The 21,998-nt window shown below is 59.0% G+C and carries 15 protein-coding genes; 6 read left to right on the top strand and 9 right to left on the bottom strand.

Annotated elements, in window-relative coordinates; genetic code table 11:
* Positions 1–403 precede the first annotated feature (403 nt).
* From HXW73_RS05550 to HXW73_RS05535, 4 genes are all read right to left on the bottom strand, one after another.
* Positions 404–5,227, bottom strand: coding sequence for an NAD-glutamate dehydrogenase (locus tag HXW73_RS05550; RefSeq protein ID WP_186255268.1), 4,824 nt, complete (start codon positions 5,225–5,227; stop codon positions 404–406).
* Between the two features lie 169 nt (positions 5,228–5,396).
* Entirely contained in the window at positions 5,397–6,500 is a 1,104-nt protein-coding gene (gene trmA / locus HXW73_RS05545; RefSeq protein WP_186255267.1) for a tRNA (uridine(54)-C5)-methyltransferase TrmA, read from the bottom strand.
* Between the two features lie 27 nt (positions 6,501–6,527).
* On the bottom strand, positions 6,528–7,337 hold the full coding sequence (gene murI, locus HXW73_RS05540; protein WP_186255266.1) for a glutamate racemase: 810 nt from the start codon (positions 7,335–7,337) through the stop codon (positions 6,528–6,530).
* 148 nt (positions 7,338–7,485) lie between these two features.
* Positions 7,486–8,031, bottom strand: a complete 546-nt coding sequence (locus tag HXW73_RS05535) for a hemerythrin domain-containing protein (RefSeq protein ID WP_186255265.1) — start codon at positions 8,029–8,031, stop codon at positions 7,486–7,488.
* Positions 8,032–8,142: 111 nt separating this feature from the next.
* On the opposite strand from HXW73_RS05535, the gene HXW73_RS05530 reads away from it, so the two are divergent.
* On the top strand, positions 8,143–9,477 hold the full coding sequence (locus HXW73_RS05530; protein ID WP_186255264.1) for a replication-associated recombination protein A: 1,335 nt from the start codon (positions 8,143–8,145) through the stop codon (positions 9,475–9,477).
* 36 nt (positions 9,478–9,513) lie between these two features.
* Here the strand turns inward: HXW73_RS05530 and lolA are convergent, their stop codons facing one another.
* Both lolA and HXW73_RS05520 read right to left on the bottom strand, forming a co-directional pair.
* Positions 9,514–10,170, bottom strand: a complete 657-nt coding sequence (lolA, locus tag HXW73_RS05525; protein ID WP_186255263.1) for an outer membrane lipoprotein chaperone LolA — start codon at positions 10,168–10,170, stop codon at positions 9,514–9,516.
* A 142-nt stretch (positions 10,171–10,312) separates the two neighbouring features.
* Complete coding sequence (locus HXW73_RS05520; RefSeq protein ID WP_186255262.1) at positions 10,313–13,351, bottom strand: DNA translocase FtsK; 3,039 nt, start codon at positions 13,349–13,351, stop codon at positions 10,313–10,315.
* 131 nt (positions 13,352–13,482) lie between these two features.
* Between HXW73_RS05520 and aat the strand changes: the two genes are divergently transcribed.
* The 3 genes from aat (at position 13,483) to infA (ending at position 15,367) form a co-directional block, all read left to right on the top strand.
* A complete protein-coding gene (gene aat, locus HXW73_RS05515) occupies positions 13,483–14,217 on the top strand; it encodes a leucyl/phenylalanyl-tRNA--protein transferase (RefSeq protein ID WP_186255261.1) in 735 nt (244 codons plus the stop codon).
* A 59-nt stretch (positions 14,218–14,276) separates the two neighbouring features.
* Positions 14,277–15,011, top strand: coding sequence for an arginyltransferase (locus tag HXW73_RS05510; protein ID WP_186255260.1), 735 nt, complete (start codon positions 14,277–14,279; stop codon positions 15,009–15,011).
* A 137-nt stretch (positions 15,012–15,148) separates the two neighbouring features.
* Positions 15,149–15,367, top strand: coding sequence for a translation initiation factor IF-1 (gene infA / locus HXW73_RS05505; protein ID WP_066318014.1), 219 nt, complete (start codon positions 15,149–15,151; stop codon positions 15,365–15,367).
* Positions 15,368–15,489: 122 nt separating this feature from the next.
* On the opposite strand, the gene clpA is transcribed toward infA, so the two are convergent.
* The 3 genes from clpA to HXW73_RS05490 form a co-directional block, all read right to left on the bottom strand.
* Complete coding sequence (gene clpA / locus HXW73_RS05500; protein ID WP_186255259.1) at positions 15,490–17,766, bottom strand: ATP-dependent Clp protease ATP-binding subunit ClpA; 2,277 nt, start codon at positions 17,764–17,766, stop codon at positions 15,490–15,492.
* A 137-nt stretch (positions 17,767–17,903) separates the two neighbouring features.
* Entirely contained in the window at positions 17,904–18,212 is a 309-nt protein-coding gene (gene clpS, locus HXW73_RS05495; protein ID WP_085917897.1) for an ATP-dependent Clp protease adapter ClpS, read from the bottom strand.
* Between the two features lie 247 nt (positions 18,213–18,459).
* Positions 18,460–20,694, bottom strand: a complete 2,235-nt coding sequence (locus tag HXW73_RS05490) for an NADP-dependent isocitrate dehydrogenase (RefSeq protein WP_186255258.1) — start codon at positions 20,692–20,694, stop codon at positions 18,460–18,462.
* Between the two features lie 235 nt (positions 20,695–20,929).
* On the opposite strand from HXW73_RS05490, the gene HXW73_RS05485 reads away from it, so the two are divergent.
* On the top strand, positions 20,930–21,544 hold the full coding sequence (locus HXW73_RS05485; RefSeq protein ID WP_186255257.1) for a pseudouridine synthase: 615 nt from the start codon (positions 20,930–20,932) through the stop codon (positions 21,542–21,544).
* Positions 21,541–21,984, top strand: a complete 444-nt coding sequence (locus HXW73_RS05480) for an NUDIX domain-containing protein (protein WP_186255256.1) — start codon at positions 21,541–21,543, stop codon at positions 21,982–21,984. Before HXW73_RS05485 ends, HXW73_RS05480 begins: the two co-directional genes overlap by 4 nt.
* Positions 21,985–21,998 lie beyond the last annotated feature (14 nt).

The following is a 21,998-nucleotide window of genomic DNA, read 5'->3' as shown; positions in this document are numbered from 1 at the left end:
GCCTCTCGACGCCGGTAGCACCGTGGCAGACCACCAGACCTCCCAGGGTAAGACGCGCGACCTTCCCGCTTATGCCTGTCGGATTTACGTCATGGCGTTCCGTGCAAGTATCGGGCTTTGATGATTGGTGCCATCTCACCCCGCCATGACGCCTCGTATCCGCTTCCTGTTCGTCAGGCCAGCGTTTTGCCTCGGACTGCCTTCAGATTCCCCCTCGCGGGGGACACCCTTGTCGTCGGCTAGCACTTCCCCTTGCCGGGCGTGCAGGGGACTTCCACCCCCAAGTCATCCTGAGGCACCACCCTCAGGAACAGCGCCAGTCAGGCGCTGCGCGCCATGCCTGGCGCACACCTAAAAAGCGCGCCCGAGTGGGCGCGCTTGATACATCGGTAACGTGTCTACGTTAGCTTTCGCTATCGCTTTCCGCCAGGTCGACCAATTCACGAATAGCCACCGCAAACAGCGCAAAGCCGCCTTCGCTGCCGCCGCGCACCTCGTCAATCAAGCGACACCAGCGATTGTGCAGACCCGCATGCTGTTCCAGCCACTGGGCAACGCGCTCCTGCGTCTCGCGGCTTCCCGCTTCCAGCCTGAGCACGCTGGTGGTCAGCGCCAGCTGCTGGCGATCGATATCGTCGCGGAAGGTTTCCCGCGCCTGGGCCTGCCAGGCGTCGCGCACTTCCAGTTGGGTGACCTGCTGAATCATCCAGGGAAGTTCCAGGCGGCTGCCAATCTCGTAGAACACTTCGGCGACCCGCTGGGGTTTCTCGTTGGTGGTCCGCGCCGCCTGGATAATGCCCAGACCCGCATACAGGCTGGGAGCCGCTGCAACGGTGGAGGCTAGCGCATCCGGCACGCCCGCTGATTGCAACTCTTCATAGCGCTGCTGCCATGCCTCCTGCTCTTCACCGCTCAACAGTTCGCCAATACCTTCCTGGAGCTGCGCCAGGCGCGGCCGGAAGTACTCGATGGTGTCCTGGGTCGAAAGCCCCATGTGCTGACGCAGGAACCAGCGCGTCGCACGACGGATCATGCGCATCACATCCAGCATCATCGCGTACTGCACGCGGTTGGGCACCTGGTTATCCAGCGCCTCCAGCTGGGCCCACAGGGAAGGCAGGTTGAAGCTGTCCCGGGCAACCACATAAGCCCGCGCGATGTCCGCCCGGCCAGCACCCGTTGAGTCCATCAACCGACGCACGAACACAATGCCCATGTGGTCGACCAAATCGTTGGCCACCTGGGTAGCCACGATTTCACGCTTCAGACGGTGGTCATACATTTCCGACCGATAGCGCTCGGTCAGCACCGCCGGGAACAGGCGCTCAAGATGCTGGTGAATATAAGGATCGTCGGGCACATCAGAGGTAATCAGGTCGCCTTTCAGGGTGCTCTTGGCGTAAGAAATCAACACCGAGAGTTCTGGCAGGCGCATGCCCTGCTGCTGACTGGAACGCTCTTTGAGGACGTCGTCAGTAGGCAGGAACTCAAGTTCCCGATCGATCTGCCCCGCCGACTCAAGTTCGCTGATAAAGCGCCGGTAGGGCCCCATTCCCTGCTGGGAAAGAATCGCCGAGAGGTCCAGCGCCTGGGTCTGGCGGTAGTTATCCAGAATGACCAGCTCGGACACCTCGTCGGTCATCTCGGCCAACAGCTGGTTGCGCTGCTTGTCGGTCATGTCACCGCGCTTGACCACTTCATCGACCAGTATCTTGATATTCACTTCGTGGTCGGAGCAGTTAACGCCCCCGGCATTGTCGATAAAGTCAGTGTAAACCCGCACGCCTTTAGCAGCGGCTTCCATGCGGCCCAACTGGGTCAGGCCCAGGTTACCACCCTCGCCGACCACACGACAGTTAAGGTCGTTGCCGTTGATGCGCAGCGAATCGTTGGCTTTATCACCCACCTCAGCGTCGGTTTCTTCCGAGCCTTTTACGTAGGTACCGATACCGCCGTTCCATATCAAGTCGACCTTGGCGACCAGCATCGCGTGGATCAACTCATTGGGCGACAGTCGGGTTGCCTGAATACCAAATACCGCCTGCATTTCAGGGGTGATCTCGATCGATTTGGCGCTACGGCTGAAAATACCGCCGCCCTGGGAGATCAATGTCTGATCGTAATCCTCCCAGCTAGAACGTGGCAGTTTGAACAAGCGCTGGCGTTCGGCAAAGGTAACGGCCGCGTCCGGCGTGGGGTCAACAAATATATGCATGTGGTTGAAGGCCCCTACCAACCGGATCGTCTCGGACAACAGCATACCGTTGCCAAACACGTCGCCAGCCATATCACCGATGCCGATCACACTGAACTCATCACGCTGAGTGTCGATATCCAGATTCTTAAAGTGACGCTTGACCGATTCCCATGCCCCGCGTGCGGTAATCCCCATCTTCTTGTGGTCATAGCCGTTGGCACCGCCGGACGCGAAGGCATCCCCCAGCCAGTGGCCGTATTCCAGCGAGATTTCGTTGGCAATATCCGAGAAGGTCGCCGTGCCCTTATCTGCAGCAACCACCAGATAGGCGTCGTCTTCGTCGTGGCGTACCACGTGTTGTGGCGGCACGACATCGCCCATCACAAGGTTGTCGGTGACATCCAGCAACGCGCGGATAAACAGCTGATAGCAGGCAATACCTTCTTTCTGCTGGGTCTCGCGGTCGGCATTCTCTGGCATACGCTTGCAGACAAAGCCGCCTTTCGCGCCGACCGGCACGATCACGGCGTTTTTGACCTGCTGGGCTTTCACAAGCCCCAGCACTTCAGTGCGGAAATCTTCGTGGCGGTCGGACCAACGCAGCCCACCCCGGGCCACCTTGCCACCGCGCAGGTGAACGCCTTCAACCCGGGGCGAGCAAACAAATATCTCGAACATCGGGCGCGGCTTGGGCATCCCGGTGACCTTGGAAGGCTCCAGCTTGTAGGCGATGTAATCCTTGGCGCGGCCATGCTCGGTTTGCTGGTAATAATTGGTCCGCAACGTCGCCTGGATCAGCTCCATGAAGCGGCGCAGCAGTTGATCGTCGTTAAGACTGGCGACCGCTTCAAGGTGCTCATTGATGCGCGCTACGCAGTCGCGAGTATCGTGGTCCTCCAGAGCGGGGTCAAAACGCTGCTGGAAAAGCTCGACCAGCGTCTGGGTAATCACGGGATAGTTAGCCAGCGTGGTGGCAATATAATCCTGGGACATGCCAAAGCGAATCTGCTTCAGGTAGCGGGCATAGCCCCGCAGCATGGCCACTTCCCGCCAGTCCAGGCCCGCACCGATGATCAAGCGGTTGAAGGCATCGTTATCGGCTTCACCTTTCCAAATGCGCTTGAACGCTTCGCCGAACGTCTCGCGCATTTCCGAAAGACTCATTTCGGCGCCGCTGTGCTCCAGCTCAAAATCGTGGATCCAGTAGCGCTGCTGAGGGCTGTTAATATCGTAGGGACGCTCGCCAATAACCCGCAGGCCAAGGTTTTCCATCATCGGCAGCACATCCGAAAGCGGAATCTGCGACGCCCGATGGAACAGCTTCAAATTCACGCCACCGCCCTGCTCTTCCAGCGGCCGGTAAAGTGAAAGCGCCAGGTCGTTCTCGCTATCCAGCGTCAGCAGATGCTGTACGTCGAAGACCGCCGTGCGCGCGGTAAAATCTTCGCGGTAGCTGGCAGAAAACGCCTCGTGGAATTGCTCCATGAGGTTATTGGCTTGCTCTTCGCCGAACCCTTCGATCATCGCCGCCTGCAAATCATCGCGCCAGCTACGTGCCAGGTGCGCGACTTTATTTTCCAGGCGTTTCAGATCGTATTGGCTGGGTGTATCGCCGTTGAAACGCAAAATCAGCTGGATACGTGCCAGCACCGACTCCGACAGGTACGTATTGAAGTCCCCGAAGCGGGCATCGAGCTCGTCGCAGAGTAGATGTTGAATGCGCTGACGCAAGTCGGTGGAAAACAAATCGCGCGGCACAAAGACCAAGCAAGAATAGAACTTGCCGCTGACGTCGGCGCGAATGAACAGCCGCACCTGACGGCGTTCGCGGATATCGAGAATGCCCAAGGCCGTACTGGCCAGCGCCTCGGTGTTCATCTGGAACAGGTCATCGCGGGGATAAACTTCCAGTACCTGGAGCAACTGCTTGCCGTTATGCCCTTGGGGGTTGAACCCGGCGATATCCATGACCGCCTTGAGCTTGCGGCGCAGCAGGGGAATATTGCGCGGCGACTCGTTATACACCGTGGCGGTAAACAGGCCGAAGAAACGCCGCTCGCCAATGACATTGCCATCGTCGTCATAACGGTCAACGGTGATGTAATCGGGATAGGTGGGGCGATGAACCCGCGAGTGATGGGCGCTCTTGGCAAACGATAGCAACTGCGGCACCAGCACATAGTTATCGTCTTCGCCGATGCCCTCTTCGGTACGGATGCGCTCGCTGTAGCGCGGCTGATCCAGACGGAACACACCCAGTACGCTGTCCGGGTCGCGGGTCAACACCCCGTCTTCGAGCAAGTACTCGTCGTAGCCGAGGAACGTGAAGTTATCCTTGAGCAGCCATTCCAGAAAGGCAATCGCCTCTTCGTGGTCGTCCGGGTCGATTTGCGGCGGGCAGTTTTTCTCGATCTCTTGAATGGAACCGCGAATTTGCTCGCACATGGCATCAAAATCGCCCACTGCGATGCGTACATCGCGCAGCACCTCGTGCAGATTATGCTCGATTTTTTCCAGCAGTTCTGGGTCGGTGTGGCGGTCAACTTCGATCACCACCAGTGATTCGCGCGCCTCGGGTGCCTTGGCATCGCGGGGCGAGCCAAGCGCTTGCAACTGGTGCTGAGCATCGCGACTCACCGCTAACACCGCATTCTGAATGGCATGCACCGTTAAACCGCGACGATTGAGTTCAATGCGTACCGAGTCGACCAGAAACGGCATATCCTCGTGAAGCACCGCCACAAAGGTATGGGTCGACTGCCAGCCATGCTCTTCGAAATCGGGGTTGAACACACGGACTTTGGGGCTTTGCGAGTCGTGATGCTGCAGGAACTGCCAAATCGACAGTGTCGCCCCGTAAAGATCATCCAGGCGACGGTCAATCAGGTCTTCGACGGGCACCGTCGCGTAGAAGTGCCGCGCAAAGGCATCAATGGCCTCGGCGCGGGTCGGCTCCAAGCGATCGTGCAGACGTTCCTGTAGCTGCTTCAACAAATCTTGCCGACTTTCTTCAATCGCAACGTAATGCATCCATCACCTCTACTGCCGGGGCCATCATCTGGCCAAAAAACGAAGGACAATAGGCCTTTAGGCCATCATGCCGGTTAGCTTACGCTACCCGCTGGCAACGCCCTAGCCACCTGCCCGGTTACTCATAGCGCATACCACTTATGCATCACCATGCTGGGCATCATGTTGATTACCGACGCGTAAGCCATACCCCACATTCACAATGGTCGGTAAACGGAAACTGGTCAAACAGTGCAAAGCGCTCAATCTTATGGGTTTGCGTCAGCTGAGCCAGGTTGTCTGCAAGTGTTATCGGGTTGCATGAAATATAGACGATTTGGGCGTATTCGCTGATCTGTTGGCAACTTTGCTCATCAAGCCCGGCCCGTGGTGGATCCACCAATACCGTCGAGAAGTCATACGTCTCAAGCGCCATTTCCGCTACACGACGACCGGTTTTCTCGCCTTTGAGAGCCAGGGCGAAGTCCTCGGCCGACATTCGCGCCACCTGGGCATTGGTTACGCCATTGGCCGCCAGGTTGACGTTGGCACTGGCGACCGAGGTGCGCGAGATTTCAGTAGCCAACACGCGGCGGAAGTTATTCGCCAGGGCAATGGTAAAGTTACCGTTACCACAGTATAGCTCGACTAAATCCTCTTGCTGACGCCCCGCCGTCACGTCGCAGGCCCAGCCCAACATCGCTTGGCAGATATGCGCATTGGGTTGGGTAAAGCTGTTCTCGACCTGCTGGTAATGCAGCGTGCGGCCCTTCACTTCCAGGCGTTCCCAAACGTGGTCCTGGGTAAGCACCAGGCGCTGCTTGCGCGAGCGGCCAATGATCATGATGCCCAGTTCTGCCTCTAACGCCCGCGCCTCGGCTTCCCAGGCATCGCCCAACGGGCGGTGATAGATCAGCGTCACCAGCGCCTCGCCGGAGAGCGTGGTTAAAAACTCCACTTGGAACAGTCGACGACGCAGCTCATCGCTTGCCAAAAAGGCGTCGCGTAACTGCGGCATCAGCCGGTTAATCGCCTCGCTGGCCACCGGGAACTGGTCTAGCCGGATAACGCGCTTGCTCTTGGGATTGCCCGGCGTGACCTCAAACATGGCGTAGAAAAGATCGTCGCCCTCATGCCAGATACGAAACTCACAGCGCTGACGATAGTGGCTGGGCGGCGAGGCAAACACCTCCAGGGCCGGCGGCTCAAAGGACGCAAAAAGGCGTTCGACATATGCCTGCTTGTCGGCGAGTTGCTCGGCATAGCGTTCAGGGTCAACGACGGGAATAGCCAAAGCGGCTCCTCAGTAAATTCGTAAACGTTAAGACGGAAGGGGTAACAGCTGCGCAGGCTGGAAACCATAACGTGCCAGGCCATTCGTCAAGTGTTCGGCCGGGCCAGTGGTAAAGCAGCGCCCGTCCGCCGCACTCTTTATCAACGCCCCCGCCACCTCGCCGACACGCCGGGCGATGGCATCGCCGGAATCGACCCAATTAAGCGGCACGGGAGCAAGCTCGACCAACCAGGGTTTCAAGAGAGGGAAATGGGTGCAGCCCAGCACAATCGTGTCCAGCGCGGGGGTATCGGGTGAAGTCGTGTCCTGAGCGGCCTGCCATAGCGGCATCATCGCGGCCTGGAGACGCGCTTCATCGGGGGGATGGCCTGCCACCCAAGCTTCGGCTTCATTCACCAGCGCGTCTGCTGCGACTCTCGTCACCACGCAATCGCTGGCAAAGCGGTCAATCAATGCCTGAGTGTAGGGACGACGGACGGTCGCCCTGGTGGCCAGCAGCGCGATATGGCGCGTCTGGCTGAGCGCCGCCGCCGGTTTAATCGCCGGCACAGTGCCCACCACGGGAATCGTCAAATGCCGGCGCAGCTTTTCAAGCGCCAGGGTGCTGGCGGTATTGCAGGCGACGACCAGTACGCTGGGCTGGCAAGCCGTCACGGCGGCCAGGCAGACGGCCACAATGCGCTCGGCAAGCGTGGCGTCGTCGCGCAGGCCATAAGGCAGCCATGCATTATCGCAGGCATAGCAAAAACCGGCGTGGGGGTAGTGCTGACGGAGCGCTGCCGCCACCGAAAGCCCACCCACGCCGGAATCAAATATAAGAACAGGCCCCTGGCTCATCCTGTCACGCCACAGCCGTTGCGTATGCCCACTATCGCCCCTAGTTTGTTGGCCCAGTTATTGGCCCAGTCTGCGTTTCATCGAGGCGACTAGTTTAACACGCACGCGATAGCTGATAAGCCACCTTTAGCCCGGTCAATTGACAAACTTATACGTTGGGCACATCGGCGCCGCGCAGCTCGGCATAAAGCTCGGGGTACGCCAACTGCAAACGCTCAAGCGATTGTTGAGCCTCGGCGGGCAGCGACTGGCGCAACGCTTCCATGTCATCTTCGCTGAAATGCTTGTCGATTAACGGGAAAAGCTCCTCACGCTCGTGACGCAAGTAGGCCCGATGGGCGTCCAGATAGGCTTTCAAGTCGTCGGCAAATCTATCCATCGGCAGCACATTATCCATCAGAATCATATCGATATCATTGGACAGCTGCTGCAGACGAGGCGTTAGTTGCCGATAATCCTCAGCCATTTTTTCGGTGAGGGAGGAGTATTCGGGCGCTACCTTACCCAGGCGTTCAACGCAGATCCGCTCGAGCGGCACGGCAAAACCGTCCATATAGGACAAAATATAATCCACTACCTCGCGCATAAGTTGAAAATTGGGACGTTCTCCCTGAACCAGAGTTTTTTGCTTGAGCTGCAGGACGTGTAGCATCCTGGCCATGTTGGCATGATCCGAACGCAGTTGGTTTAACATTGGGCCGTCTCCTTTATCGTCTTACGCCAAAGGTAGTCTGAGCAGACATGCTTTACCATACACCTTACGATGACAAACCCAACAGATGGGTCAGCGTTCAACGGAGCTTCCATGGATCTTTTCAGCCGCTCAAACCCAGCCGACGATGCCCCATTAGCCTACCGGATGCGGCCGCGCCAGCTTAAAGACTTTATCGGCCAGCAAGCGCTCGTTGGCCCGGATAAACCGCTTCGCCGCATGGCAGAATCGGGTGTTGTCCGCTCGATGATTCTATGGGGGCCGCCAGGTGTCGGCAAAACCACGCTGGCCGAGTTGCTCGCGCATGCGTCCAATGCCCATCTAGAGCAGCTCAGCGCCGTCATGGCAGGGGTGAAGGATATTCGTCTGGTTGTCGATCGCGCCCAACAAATCAGCTCGTCGACTATTTTATTTTTAGACGAGATCCACCGATTGAACAAGAGCCAGCAGGATGCCCTGCTTCCCCACGTGGAGTCGGGGCTTTTGACCCTGATTGGGGCGACGACCGAAAACCCGTCCTTTGAAGTCAACTCGGCGCTGCTCTCCCGGGCACGGGTTTACGTCTTGAAATCGCTTACCCAAGACGAGTTGATCAGCGTGATGCGTCAGGCGCTGGATGACCCCGAACGCGGGTTGGGTAAGCGCGCCATCGAGGTGGAACCCAGGGTTTTGACCGCCCTGGCCCACGCCAGCGCCGGCGATGCCCGCCGGGCATTAGGCCTACTGGAAACCGCCTGCGACTTCACCCTGCAGGAGGCAGGCCGCGAAAGGCTGCCCGAGCGTGTACTCGACGATGTTATCGGCCATCAGGCCAGCGCGTTTGATAAGCAGGGCGACGCCTATTACGATCTGCTCTCGGCGATCCACAAATCGGTGCGCTCATCGCGACCCGATGCTGCCCTGCTGTATATGGCGCGCTTTATTCAGGGCGGCGGCGACCCGCTGGATGTGGTGCGACGGCTCAGCGCCATTGCCTCTGAAGACGTGGGCAACGCCGACCCACGCGCGCTGCCACTGGTTATCGCCGCCTGGGATGCTTATTTACGCCTGGGCGACTACGAAGGCCAGCGGGCGATCGCCCACGCGGCGATACATCTGGCGGTGGCACCCAAAAGCAATCGCATTGACCAGGCTTGGAACAAAGCCCAGCAGTTCGTCCGCCAACAGCCCCAGGTTGAGGTGCCGACCTACCTGCGTAACGCGCCCACCAAGCTGATGGAGCAACTTGGCCATGGCGAAGGCTACCGTTATGCGCACAACGAACCCGACGGCTACCCAGCTGGCAGTGCTCACGACTGCTGGCCGGACGAACTGCCCAAACAGGCGTTTTACCAACCCAGCGGATTCGGCCAGGAAAAGCGCTTTGCCGAGATCATGGCCTGGCGCGACGCCCAAGACAAAGAGGCCGATCAGGCATCGGATACCTGATCGGCCTCTATTTTGAGGAAATGAGGGGGTCTCGGACTAGCGCTGGTCTTCGCGGATCACATCAGTGCCGTCGGGAATATCAAACTCGAAGCGCTCGTCGTCGATATCACCATTGAGCTCGGCATTGCTGAAGGTAATCGCCGTCCGCTGACCGGTGCTGTCGGTCATCCACAGCTCGCTGAGCATTTCGCCGTCGAAGACCATCTGTAGCTGCTCAAACAAGGTGTCTGGTGTCGTCGGCACCAGCGTAAAGACATCATCACCGCTGTCTTCTTCATACTCGACGTCAAAGCTTTTCGTCAGATCGCTGACGCGACCTGAAAGCAGCAGTGCAGGCGTGTGGCTGACGCGATCATCCATCGCCTGAACGGTCACTTGTTCAAGGTCAGGGTCGTAGAGGTAAACATCATCGCCGTCTGATACCACGGTTTGCATGTATGGCGCTTCCACTTCCCAGCGCAACATGCCAGGGCGTGACAACCACATTTCGCCTCGCGCGTCCTGAAGCCGCTCGCCGCTGCCATCCAGGATCTGTTGCTCAAACGTTGCCTGATAGCTCTCCAGCGGGTCGAGGCGCTCAGTCAACCGCTCAGCCGCCTCATTGGCCATGGCCAAGGGCGCTGTAAGCGATAACCCCAGCGCGCTGGCAGCCAGCATTAACGATGAAGGACGTCGAGTTTGCGTATCGCTCATGCGATCTCCCTAGGCAACCTTGCCAGATAAACATAACAGTGGATCAGTTGAACCACCCGATTAGCCATTAAGACGCGCGTCCGGCGTCCAAGTTTCATTACTTGCCGGACTTTCACGCTTATTGCACGTTTGACGGTGCGGACTACTGGCCTACCGGCGGCGGAGCCAGCACTTCGCGGGCACCGTTGGTACCCATTGATGACACCACGCCCGCGCCCTCCATAGCTTCCACCAGACGGGCCGCACGGTTATAGCCAATTTTAAAGCGCCGCTGTACGGCAGAGATCGACGCTTTGCGCGTTTGCGTCACGAACTGCACGGCTTCATCGTAAAGCGCATCCTGCTCGGCATCGTCGCTGTCGCCACCCTCGGCCTCGAGCCCGGTCAATGCATCCGCCGACACACCGCCTGACAATATCTCTTCGATGTACTCCGGCTCACCGCGGCGCTTCCAGTCTTCCACTATGCGGTGCACTTCATCATCGTCAACAAAGGCCCCGTGGATGCGATTGGGCGGGCCTGACCCGGCGGGCAGATAGAGCATGTCGCCATGCCCCAACAGACTCTCTGCGCCGCCCTGATCCAGGATGGTGCGCGAATCAATTCGCGACGAGACCTGGAAGGCCATCCGCGAGGGAATATTGGCCTTGATCAACCCCGTCACCACGTCCACCGACGGGCGCTGAGTGGCGAGTATCAGATGGATACCCGCCGCGCGGGCTTTCTGCGCCAGACGGGCGATGAGCTCTTCGACCTTTTTACCCACGATCATGAACATGTCGGCGAATTCGTCGATCACCACCACGATGTAGGGCAGCTTCTCGAGAATCGGCGGTGTCTGGTGCATTTCCCAGGGCTGCGGCTCCCAAAGCGGATCCGCCACCTGAGCACCGGCGCGTTCGGCTTCGTCCAGGCGGGCGTTGAAGCCCGCGATATTACGCACGCCCATGGCCGCCATCAGCTTATAGCGGCGCTCCATTTCGGCGACGCACCAACGCAGGCTGTTGGCGGCCTCTTTCATGTCGGTGACCACCGGTGCCAGCAAGTGTGGAATACCGTCGTAGACCGACAGCTCCAGCATCTTGGGGTCGACCATGATCAGTTTCAGCTCATCTGGCGTGGCCTTGAGCAGCATCGAAATCAACATCGCGTTGACGCCCACCGACTTGCCCGACCCCGTGGTACCCGCGACCAACAAATGCGGCATTTTGCCGAGATTCGCCACCACGGGCCCACCGCCGATATCCTGCCCCAGGGCCATGGTCAGCGGTGAGGTTTCCTGTTGATAGCGGTCGGAGTCAATCACCTCGCGCAGCCGGATCATTGCCCGGTGAGGGTTGGGAATCTCGATACCCACCGTCGGGCGCCCGGGAATCACCTCGACCACGCGCACGCTCTTGACCATCAGCGAGCGCGCCAGGTCCTTGGCCAGATTACTGATCTTGGAAACCTTCACCCCGGCGGCCGGCTTGATTTCAAAACGCGTAATCACCGGCCCCGGCCAGGTATCGACCACCTCGGCTTTCACGCCATATTCGCGCAACCGCACTTCCAGCAGTTCGGCCATATCCGCCAGCTGTTGGTCGGTGTAGTTGGGCTGGTGCGGCTCTGCCGGGGTCAGAAGGCGCAAGCTGGGTACGTCGCCTTCAGGGTCAGGGATATGATCGAAGCTGGGGCGTTGATTCTGCAGGTGTTCAACGGTCCACAGCGTCGGCCCGTTATCGGACTCTTCCGCATCGGCGGCATCATCCGGGCTGAAGGTCGGTTCATGACGCGCAGGCGCTGGCGCCGATGCCGTTGGCTGTGACTCGAGCTCTTCATCATCGTCTTCCCAAACCGGCTCGGGCACGACTTCAGGCACGCGCTCTTTGGGCCGTTCGGCTGTCAGCGGCCGAGGCTGTTCGGATGCTGAGGCGTCTGGCGACGCGGGTTCGTCATCGGCGGCGGATAGCGGCGAGGCAGACGACGGCTCAGTCTCGGCATCGCGGCGTGAGGCGTGCAACGGAAACGGCTCACTGGCCTCTTTTTCGCTGGTCTCTTTCTCACTAGCCTCTTCCTCACTGGAGAACGGCGACAATGGCTCGTCCCGGCGGGTCGCCTGGCGATAAGCCGAAGAATCAACGGTCGGCGCCTCACTCAGTGAGGGCGACGTCGCGTCGGTATCGGGTTTCGTGGATGACTCGTTTGTGCTACCAGTTGCGCTCTCTTCAGGCGCTTCAGGCGCGGATTTTGGCTGCGGCGTCGCCTTGAAAGCCGTGGCAGACGGCGTTCGCGCAGCGGCTGTCCAGGGAATCGACGTATCCGTCACGTTATCCCTTTCCGTTGAATCGTCTTCTGGCGAAGGCGCTGATACGGCGGGCTCACGGCGTTTTTTCCCGACGCTGTTCTCGGCATCCTGCTCGGGTGCGGTCGTACGCCGCGCGGGTTCAGGAGCAGGTGCCGGGCGCGCCGCTGCGCGTTGCTTGGCACGCTCGAGCCGCGCCTCCCGACGAGCCTTTCTGCGCGCTGACCACCAGCCACCCAGGCGGCAGAGACGCCGGCCCACTTCGTCGGCAACCTGTAGCCACGACATGCCACTGAACAGCGGAAAACCACTCAAGATAAGCGCAGCGGCAATCAGCCCCACGCCGCCACTGCTGACAAGCGGGCGTAGCGCGCCGACCAGGCCTTCACCCAAAATACCGCCCGAGGCATAAGGCAGTGGGCTTTCGGGATTATAGAAATGCAGCGCGCCGAGCATGGTGGTACCGAACATCAGCAGTATCATGCCACCGGCGCGCACCGCCACGGCCACCGGGTCAAGCTCAAAGCGCACCTGACGGGAGCGCACCAGCCACCAGGCCAGATAGCCCACCATGCCAGGCCACCAGAGCGCACTGGCGCCCAGCAACGAATAGAGCACATCGGCAAGCCATGCGCCGACCGGGCCCATCCAGTTGCTGACCGCAGTTTCCGGCCCCTGTGAGGTCCAGCCCGGGTCCGATGGCGAATAACTAAACAATGCCAATAACAAAAACGTACATACCGCCAACAGCGCTACGACCACGCCATCCCGCGCAGCCCCCTGCAGGCGTAACCCAAACCGACGCGCTTTGTCCTTGGCGGCATTGACCCGCCCAGAAGACCCACTTTGGCGAGTGTTACGCTGTGTTCGCTTGTCGACCGCTTTATTCACTTTCAAGCGACTCTCCCTTTTTGCACCCGTAGGCGCCGTTAATCCACTTGCGAGTTTGTATCATACCGAGCATCCTGCTGCCGTCACAGGGCCTCTCGATGCAACCTTGTTACTGTCGTCACCGACCGGAGCACGCAATGTTACCCTGGCTATCTTCGCCAATGCCTCACTTCCCTGCCGTCACCTCGGCGCTGGAGTCGCCTAACGGCCTGCTCGCGGCAGGCGGCGAATTAACCCCTGGCTGGCTGGTGGAGGCGTATCGGCGCGGCATCTTCCCCTGGTTCAGCGACAACGACCCCATCCTGTGGTGGAGTCCCGATCCCCGCATGATACTCCTACCGGAACACTTTAAGCAGCGCCGCAGCTTAACAAAAAAGCTGCGCAATGCGGGCTTTGAGATTACCGTTGATCAACATTTCGAGCAGGTGATCGATGCCTGTGCCGCCCCCCGGGGCGAAGAACCGGGTACCTGGATTACCGATGACATGGTTCAAGCCTACTGTCAGCTTCAGGCCCATGGCATCGCCCACAGCATTGAAGTGCACCAGCATCAACGCCTGGTAGGCGGACTTTACGGTATTGCCATGGGCCCGATGTTTTTCGGCGAGTCCATGTTTTCCCGGGCGCCCGACGCCTCCAAGGTGGCGCTCGCTCATCTCGCCAGCGCCATGCGCGAACACGGCGGCAAGCTCATCGACTGTCAGATGCACACGCCCCACCTGGCAAGCCTGGGCGCAACAACAGTCGCCCGGGCGACATTCATCAGCTATCTTGAGAAGTGGTTGCCAGAGACTGATTTCAGCTTTTCAGCCTCACCGGAGAATGTGCCCGTCGTACCGCCCTCTCCGTGGCTGGCCGCCATTGGACGCTAGTTTTCCAGCCATGTTGACAGGCAAATGACGACAACGTTAACCCCATCAGGAGGCAAATTGTGAGCAGCAACGCTCCCCGTCGGCTCGTACGCGACCTGCGCTTCTTTTTGACAGTGCCGCATGCCTGTAGCTATCTGCCCGACCAGGAAGCCACCACGCTGTTTCTGGACCCTCAGGAATCGCCCATTCCTGGCGTTTACGACTCGCTTTCGCTGCTCGGGTTTCGTCGCAGCGGCCGCCACTTATACCGTCCGCACTGCGAAGGCTGTAACGCCTGCCGCTCGGTGCGCGTGCCGGTGGAGCGTTTTGCGCCGAATCGTACCCAGCGGCGAATCAGCCGGCGCAATGAGGACATCACCACGCGGATTACCCCGGCGTACTTTGATGCACGCCACTATGCGCTCTACGCTGACTATATCAATCATCGCCACGCCGATGGCGATATGTACCCCCCCAGCCACGAACAGTACCGTACGTTTTTGACCCTGGACGAGCCCTATGCGCAATTGATGGAGCTTTACCTGGGGGATAGGCTGATTGGCGTGGCCGCCTTCGATGAGCTTGAGCATGGGCTCTCGGCCATCTATACCTTCTTTAGCGTCGATGAAAGCCTGGACAAGCGCTCGTTGGGCACCCTGGCCATTTTGCGGCTAATCGAATTGACCCATGACAAAGGGCTTCCCCACCTTTACCTCGGTTACTGGATAGAAGCGTGCCGAAAAATGCGCTACAAGCAGAATTTTACGCCGCTTGAGATGCTTGATGGTCGCCAGTGGCGAGAATTAATACGGTAATTCGCCACGCTTTTTTGCCTTGACGGCAGGCTTGCGGCACAATATAGCGCTATTCGAGGTGGTGGCTAAAAACGCCGCCCAATGCCCAGTCGTTTTGAGCATACCCATTACGTTAAATTAAGTGAGGAATTGCCTATATGGCACGCGAAGATCATATTGAAATGGATGGCGTTATTGTCGACACCCTGCCCAACACCATGTTCCGTGTTGAGCTGGAAAACGGTCACGTCGTCACAGCACACATCTCCGGCAAAATGCGTAAAAACTACATCCGCATCCTGACCGGCGATAAAGTCAAGGTTGAGCTGACGCCTTACGATCTGTCCAAAGGCCGCATCGTTTACCGTTCGCGCTAAGGCGCCCAGCAGGGGCTACGGCACCCTGCCCTTTCCCCAGCGCTTTGATGCCCGCTCGACCCAAACAACAACGCCCCGTCAATGACAGGGCGCTGCGTTGTTTGCGTTATGTTGTGCGCCCGTTAGGGCGCATCGGCCATTTCCGACTCGGTGGATAAGCGCAACTCGCCTTCTTCCAGGCTGACGTGCACGATACCGCCCTGATCGGCAAGCTCGCCAAACAGGATCATCTCTGCCAACGGCTTTTTGAGCTTCTCCTGAATCAACCGTGCCATCGGGCGCGCGCCCATGTCCGGGTCGTACCCCATCTCTGCCAGCCAATCGCGGGCCATATCGTCGACTTCCAGCTGAACACGCTTCTCGTCCAGCTGCGCTTGCAGTTCGATAAGGAACTTGTCGACCACATTGCGCACAACGGAAGTCGGCAGCGAATGGAACTGGATAATGCCGTCCAGACGGTTGCGGAACTCCGGCGAGAAGGTGCGACGAATGACTTCCATCGCATCGGTCGAGTGATCCTGACTTTGGAACCCGATGGAGCGACGTGCGGCCTGCTCCGCCCCGGCGTTGGAGGTCATGATCAGGATAACGTGGCGGAAGTCGGCTTCCCGTCCGTTGTTATCGGTCAGGCGACCGTGGTCCATTACCTGCAGCAGCAGGTTGAAGACTTCCGGGTGCGCTTTCTCGATTTCATCCAGCAGCAGTACGCAGTGCGGCTGTTTAGTCACCGCCTCGGTCAACAGGCCACCCTGGTCGTAGCCTACATAACCCGGAGGTGCCCCGATCAACCGAGAAACGGTATGCCGCTCCATGTATTCCGACATATCGAAGCGCACAAGCTCAATGCCCATGATGTGCGAGAGCTGCTTGGCCACCTCGGTTTTACCCACCCCGGTCGGACCGGCAAACAGGAAGCTGCCTACCGGCTTGTCGGGCGACTTCAGGCCGGCGCGAGACAATTTGATAGCGGCAGAAAGCGTATCGATGGCCTCGTCCTGACCGAACACCAGCATTTTCAGGTCGCGATCAAGCTTTTCAAGCAGCTTGCGATCCGAACTGGACACGCTCTTCGGCGGAATCCGGGCAATCGACGCAACCACTGCCTCGACCTGTTCCACATCGATGGTATTAGCGCGCACTTCCTCAGGCAGCAGCCGCTGATGCGCACCGGCCTCGTCGATCACATCAATGGCCTTGTCCGGCAGAAAGCGGTCATTGATGTAGCGATCTGCCAGGCGGGCCGCACTTTCGAGCGCTCCATCGGTGTACTTGAGGGCATGGTGTTCCTCGAACCGCGAACGCAGCCCCTGCAGAATCTTGATGGTGTCTTCCACCGAAGGCGCCATGACGTCGACTTTCTGGAAGCGGCGCGCCAGGGCACGATCTTTCTCGAAGATACCGCGGTATTCCTGGAAAGTGGTCGAACCAATGCAGCGCAATTCGCCCGATGAAAGCAGTGGCTTGAGCAGGTTGGACGCATCCATCACGCCGCCCGACGCTGCCCCCGCCCCGATCACGGTGTGGATCTCGTCGATAAACAGCACGGCATTGGGCTGCTTGCGCAACTCGCCCAGCAGGCTCTTCAAGCGCTTCTCGAAATCACCGCGGTACTTGGTGCCCGCCAGCAGCGCGCCCATATCCAGCGAGTACACCACGGCATCGGCGATCACTTCGGGGACATCTTCTTCGACGATACGCTTGGCCAGGCCTTCGGCGACCGCCGTTTTACCCACGCCGGCTTCGCCCACCAGCAGCGGATTATTCTTGCGGCGACGCGCCAGAATCTGCACTACACGCTCGAGTTCGTGGTCGCGACCGATCAAGGGATCAATCTTGCCCAGGCGGGCCTGTTCGTTGAGGTTGGTGGCATAGCCAGTCAGCGGATGAGCCGCCCCTTCGGCACTGCCTTCTTCAGCTTCTTCACCCTCCTGCTGGGAAGGCGATGGCGATGGTCCGTGACCCGACACTTTAGAGATGCCATGCGCGATATAGTTAACCGCATCGACCCGGGCAACGTTCTGCTGTTTGAGGAAGTAAACGGCCTGGCTTTCCTGCTCAGAAAAAATCGCCACCAGCACGTTGGCGCCGGTCACTTCGCTTTTCCCGGAGGACTGCACGTGGAACACGGCGCGCTGGAGTACTCGCTGAAAGCCCAGCGTCGGCTGCGTTTCACGGTCGCCCTGGCCTTCAGGAATCAGCGGCGTGGTCGAATTGATGAAGTCCTGCAAATCGGACCGCAGCTTATCGAGGTTTGCCCCACAGGCCTTCAACACATCCATCGCCGAGGCGTTATCCAGCAGCGCCAGCAGCAGGTGCTCGACGGTCATGAACTCGTGGCGCTTGGATCGCGCCACGGTGAAGGCCGTGTTCAGGGTCAGTTCAAGTTCTTTGCTCAGCATGGCAGTCCCCTTTTCGCTACACCCTAGGGCATATTGCCAACTAGGCTTGCGTCGGATCAGTTTAATCGACCGGCACCTTCAACATCGGGTACAAATCGTACAGTTGCAAGCCCACCTACCGATTTTTTTCAACGTTCTCAATCGGCGGCTTCAATATCGCTCATTAAAGGATGCTCGCACTCCTGGGCGTATTCATTCACTTGGTAACTTTTGGTTTCAGCAATGTCGCGGGTAAACACGCCGCAGGTCGCCTTGCCCTGGGTGTGAACCGCCAACATCACCTGGACGGCTTTTTCACTGTCCATGTTAAAGAAGCCTTGCAGCACTTCGATGACAAACTCCATCGGCGTGAAGTCGTCGTTGTGCAGCACCACCTTGAAAAGTGGCGGCTGAGCCAGCTCAGGCTCAGCAGACTGCACCGTCAGGTCGTCGTCGTAATCAGGCATATCGGGACGCGTCATGCCCGCTTCAAGCGAAGGCGCGGCCGGGTATGAACTGTTCGTGTGGGGCATAAGCAGCAAGGTTTTTCATCTCTCGGCTGACGGGCAACATCTTAAACACATGGTGTGCTATGTATAAGACGTGCGCAATCAGCAAGGGTTCATGGAAACATCAAAATTATCACACTGCGCCGAACAAAAAACCCCCGCCCGGCTGGCGGACGAGGGTTTGGCGCGTCGGAGAACGAAAGCGTCAGTCGATCGCCACCATGGCCAGCGCATTGTTGAGCGTTTTACTCGGGCGCATGGCCTGGCTCGCTCGCTCACCGCTGGGACGGAAGTAACCGTCGATATCCACCGGCTGACCCTGAACGCTGTTGAGCTCGTCCACGATAGTGGCTTCGTTGGCTTTCAGCGTTTCCGCCAGACGCGCAAACAGCGTTTTCATCTCGGCGTCGTCGTCCTGCGCGGCCAGTGCTTCTGCCCAGTATAGCGCCAAGTAGAAGTGGCTGCCGCGATTATCCAGCTCGCCCACCTTGCGCGACGGTGACTTGTTGCTGTCCAGGAACTTGCCATTGGCCTCGTCCAGGGCATTGGCCAGCAGCTTGGCGCGGGCATTGCCGAAAGTACTGCCCAGATGCTCAAGCGACGCCGCCAGGGCCAGGAACTCGCCCAGCGAATCCCAGCGCAGATGATTCTCTTCCAGGAACTGCTGAACGTGCTTGGGTGCCGAGCCGCCCGCACCGGTTTCGAACAAGCCACCGCCATTCATCAGCGGTACGATGGACAGCATTTTCGCGCTGGTACCCAGTTCCATGATCGGGAACAGGTCGGTCAGGTAGTCACGCAGCACGTTACCGGTGACCGAGATCGTGTCCTCGCCTTTACGGGTGCGCTCAAGCGACAGCTTCATCGCCTCGACCGGCGGCATAATACGAATATCCAGGCCGCTGGTGTCATGGCCCTTGAGGTAGGTTTCGACCTTCTCGATCAGTTGGGCATCGTGGGCACGGTGGGCATCGAGCCAGAAAATCGCCGGCGCACCACTCTCCCGGGCACGGGTGACCGCCAGCTTGACCCAATCCTGGATCGGCGCGTCCTTGGTCTGGCACATGCGCCAGATATCGCCCGCCTCCACCTCGTGGCTGAACAGCGTATGACCGTTTTCATCAGTGACCACCACCGTGCCATCGGCAGGCATCTGGAAGGTCTTGTCGTGGGAGCCATACTCTTCGGCTTTCTGAGCCATCAGGCCAACATTGGGCACGCTACCCATGGTGGTCGGATCAAAGGCACCATTCTTCTTGCAGTCTTCGATGACTGCCTGATAGATGGTTGCGTAGCAACGGTCAGGGATCACCGCCTTGGCATCCTGAAGCTCGTCGTTGGCATTCCACATCTTGCCCGAATCACGAATCATGGCAGGCATCGACGCGTCGATGATCACGTCGCTGGGCACGTGCAGGTTAGTGATGCCTTTATGCGAATTGACCATCGCCATCGGCGGACGCTCTTTGTAAAGCGCCTCGATATCGGCCTTGATGGTTTCCTGCTGTTCGCCGGGCAGCTTTTCAATTGAGCTGTAAAGATCACCGATACCGCTATTGGGATTAAAGCCCGCCAGCTTGAGGCCCTCGGCGTGCTTTTCCAGTACGTCTTTATAGAACTCTTCTACCACCATACCGAACATGATCGGGTCGGAGACCTTCATCATGGTGGCTTTCAAGTGCAGCGAGAACAGCACGTCGTTTTTCTTGGCGTCCTTGATCTGGCTGTCGATAAAGTTGCGCAGACGGCGGCTGCTCATGCAGGCCGCGTCGATCACCTCGCCTTCCTGCACGGCCAGGTCTTCCTTCAGTACGGTGTGAGTGCCGTCTTTCTGAGCCAGGTCGATCTTGAGCTTGGTGGCGTGCTTGATCACCGTGGACTGCTCGCTCTCGTAGAAGTCGCCTTCGCTCATGTGGGCTACATGTGATTTGGAGTCGGCGCTCCACTCACCCATGCGATGCGGGTACTTGCGTGCGTAGCTCTTGACCGACTTGGGGGCGCGACGGTCGGAATTGCCCTCGCGCAGTACCGGGTTCACCGCACTGCCCTTGGCCTTGTCATAACGCGCCTTGATGGAAGCTTCCTCATCGTTCTTCGGCTCGTCGGGGTAGTCAGGCAGCGGATAACCCTGACATTGAAGCTCTTTGATAGTGGCCTTCAACTGCGGGCCTGAGGCGCTGATATTGGGCAACTTGATGATATTCGCTTCGGGCGTGGTCGCCAGTTGGCCAAGCTCGGCGAGGTCGTCGCTTACGCGTTGCTCATCGCTCAACAGATCCGGAAACTGGGACAGTATGCGTGCGGCAAGCGAGATATCGCGTGTCTCAACGATAATGCCCGCCGAGTCGGTAAAGGCATCAATAATCGGTAACAACGAATAGGTCGCGAGCGCAGGCGCTTCGTCGGTGAGCGTATAAATGATCTTCGGCGTATCGGACATTTTTGCGTTAACCTCTTTTCTGTGTCGCTGTGATTATAAATTCGTAAGCTAAGCGGTTCATTAAGCAAGAAACCCTACCGCGAAGCGTGCGGAGCTTTTTAGGTGGCTCCTTTTTCACAAGGTGATTGATCGGTGGTGGTGACGACGACCCCAGCGGCCACGCAGAAGTATACCAGCGCTGCACTTAAACCGCATGAGCGATTGTCGACAAATCAAGGGCGGCCCAAACGAGACGATGAGCAACCTCTACCTATTGCATAAACCCTTCCGCATGCTCTCCCAGTTCACCGACCCTCAGGGCCGCGCCACCCTAGCGGATGTCATTGACGTACCCGGCGTTTACGCGGCCGGGCGGCTCGACTACGACTCTGAAGGCCTGCTGCTGCTCAGCGATGACGGCAGCCTGATCCATCGCATTGCCCACCCGCGTCATAAACAACCCAAAACCTACTGGGTGCAGGTCGAGGGGGTCGTGGACGATACCGCATTGACGGCCCTGAAAAACGGCGTGACCTTGAAGGACGGACCCACGCTACCCGCCAAGGTGCGTCGCATGGAAGCGCCCAACATCGCGCCTCGTAACCCGGCGATTGACCCAAAACGTCACCCATCCACCAGTTGGCTGGAACTGACCATCAGCGAAGGCCGCAACCGCCAGGTACGACGCATGACCGCCCACGTCGGCTTCCCCACGCTGCGCCTTATTCGCGCCGCCATTGGCGCCTGGCAGCTTGGCGAACTGGCGCCCGGCGAATGGCGTCGCGAAACCCTTCATGCACCACGTAGCACCATCCAAACCAAGCGCTCCAGCCAGCGCAAACGCCCCACTTCAGGACGCAAGCGGCCATGACGAAAACACTTCACAGCACCTGCGCCTGTGTCATCCAGCAGGGCGAATGTTTCCTGATGGTCGAGGAAGACCGCGGCGGCACGGCCACGGTATTCAACCAACCGGCCGGGCATATCGAGCCTGGCGAAGGCCCCATGGCAGCCATTTTACGCGAGGTCGCCGAAGAAACCGCCTGGCAGGTCACGCTGACCGGCTACCTGGGGCTCTACATCTTCCATACCCCCCAGGGAAAAACCTTTCACAGCCATGGGTTCATCGCCACGCCCACGACATTTCTCGCCACACCGCTGGACACCGACATCACCGCGACCCACTGGCTGACGCTTGCCGAGGTTCAGGCGCTCGATAGCGCTGGGCGACTGCGCAGCCCGCTGGTGGTCACCCGCATTGAAGATGCTCTGAAAGGAAACGGCTACCCGTTGGACGTTATCCGCGAGTGAAGCACTCGAAGCGC

It is taken from the genome of Halomonas sp. SH5A2, from assembly GCF_014263395.1.
Classification (GTDB): domain Bacteria; phylum Pseudomonadota; class Gammaproteobacteria; order Pseudomonadales; family Halomonadaceae; genus Vreelandella.
This window is presented reverse-complemented; position numbering and strand designations above follow the sequence as displayed.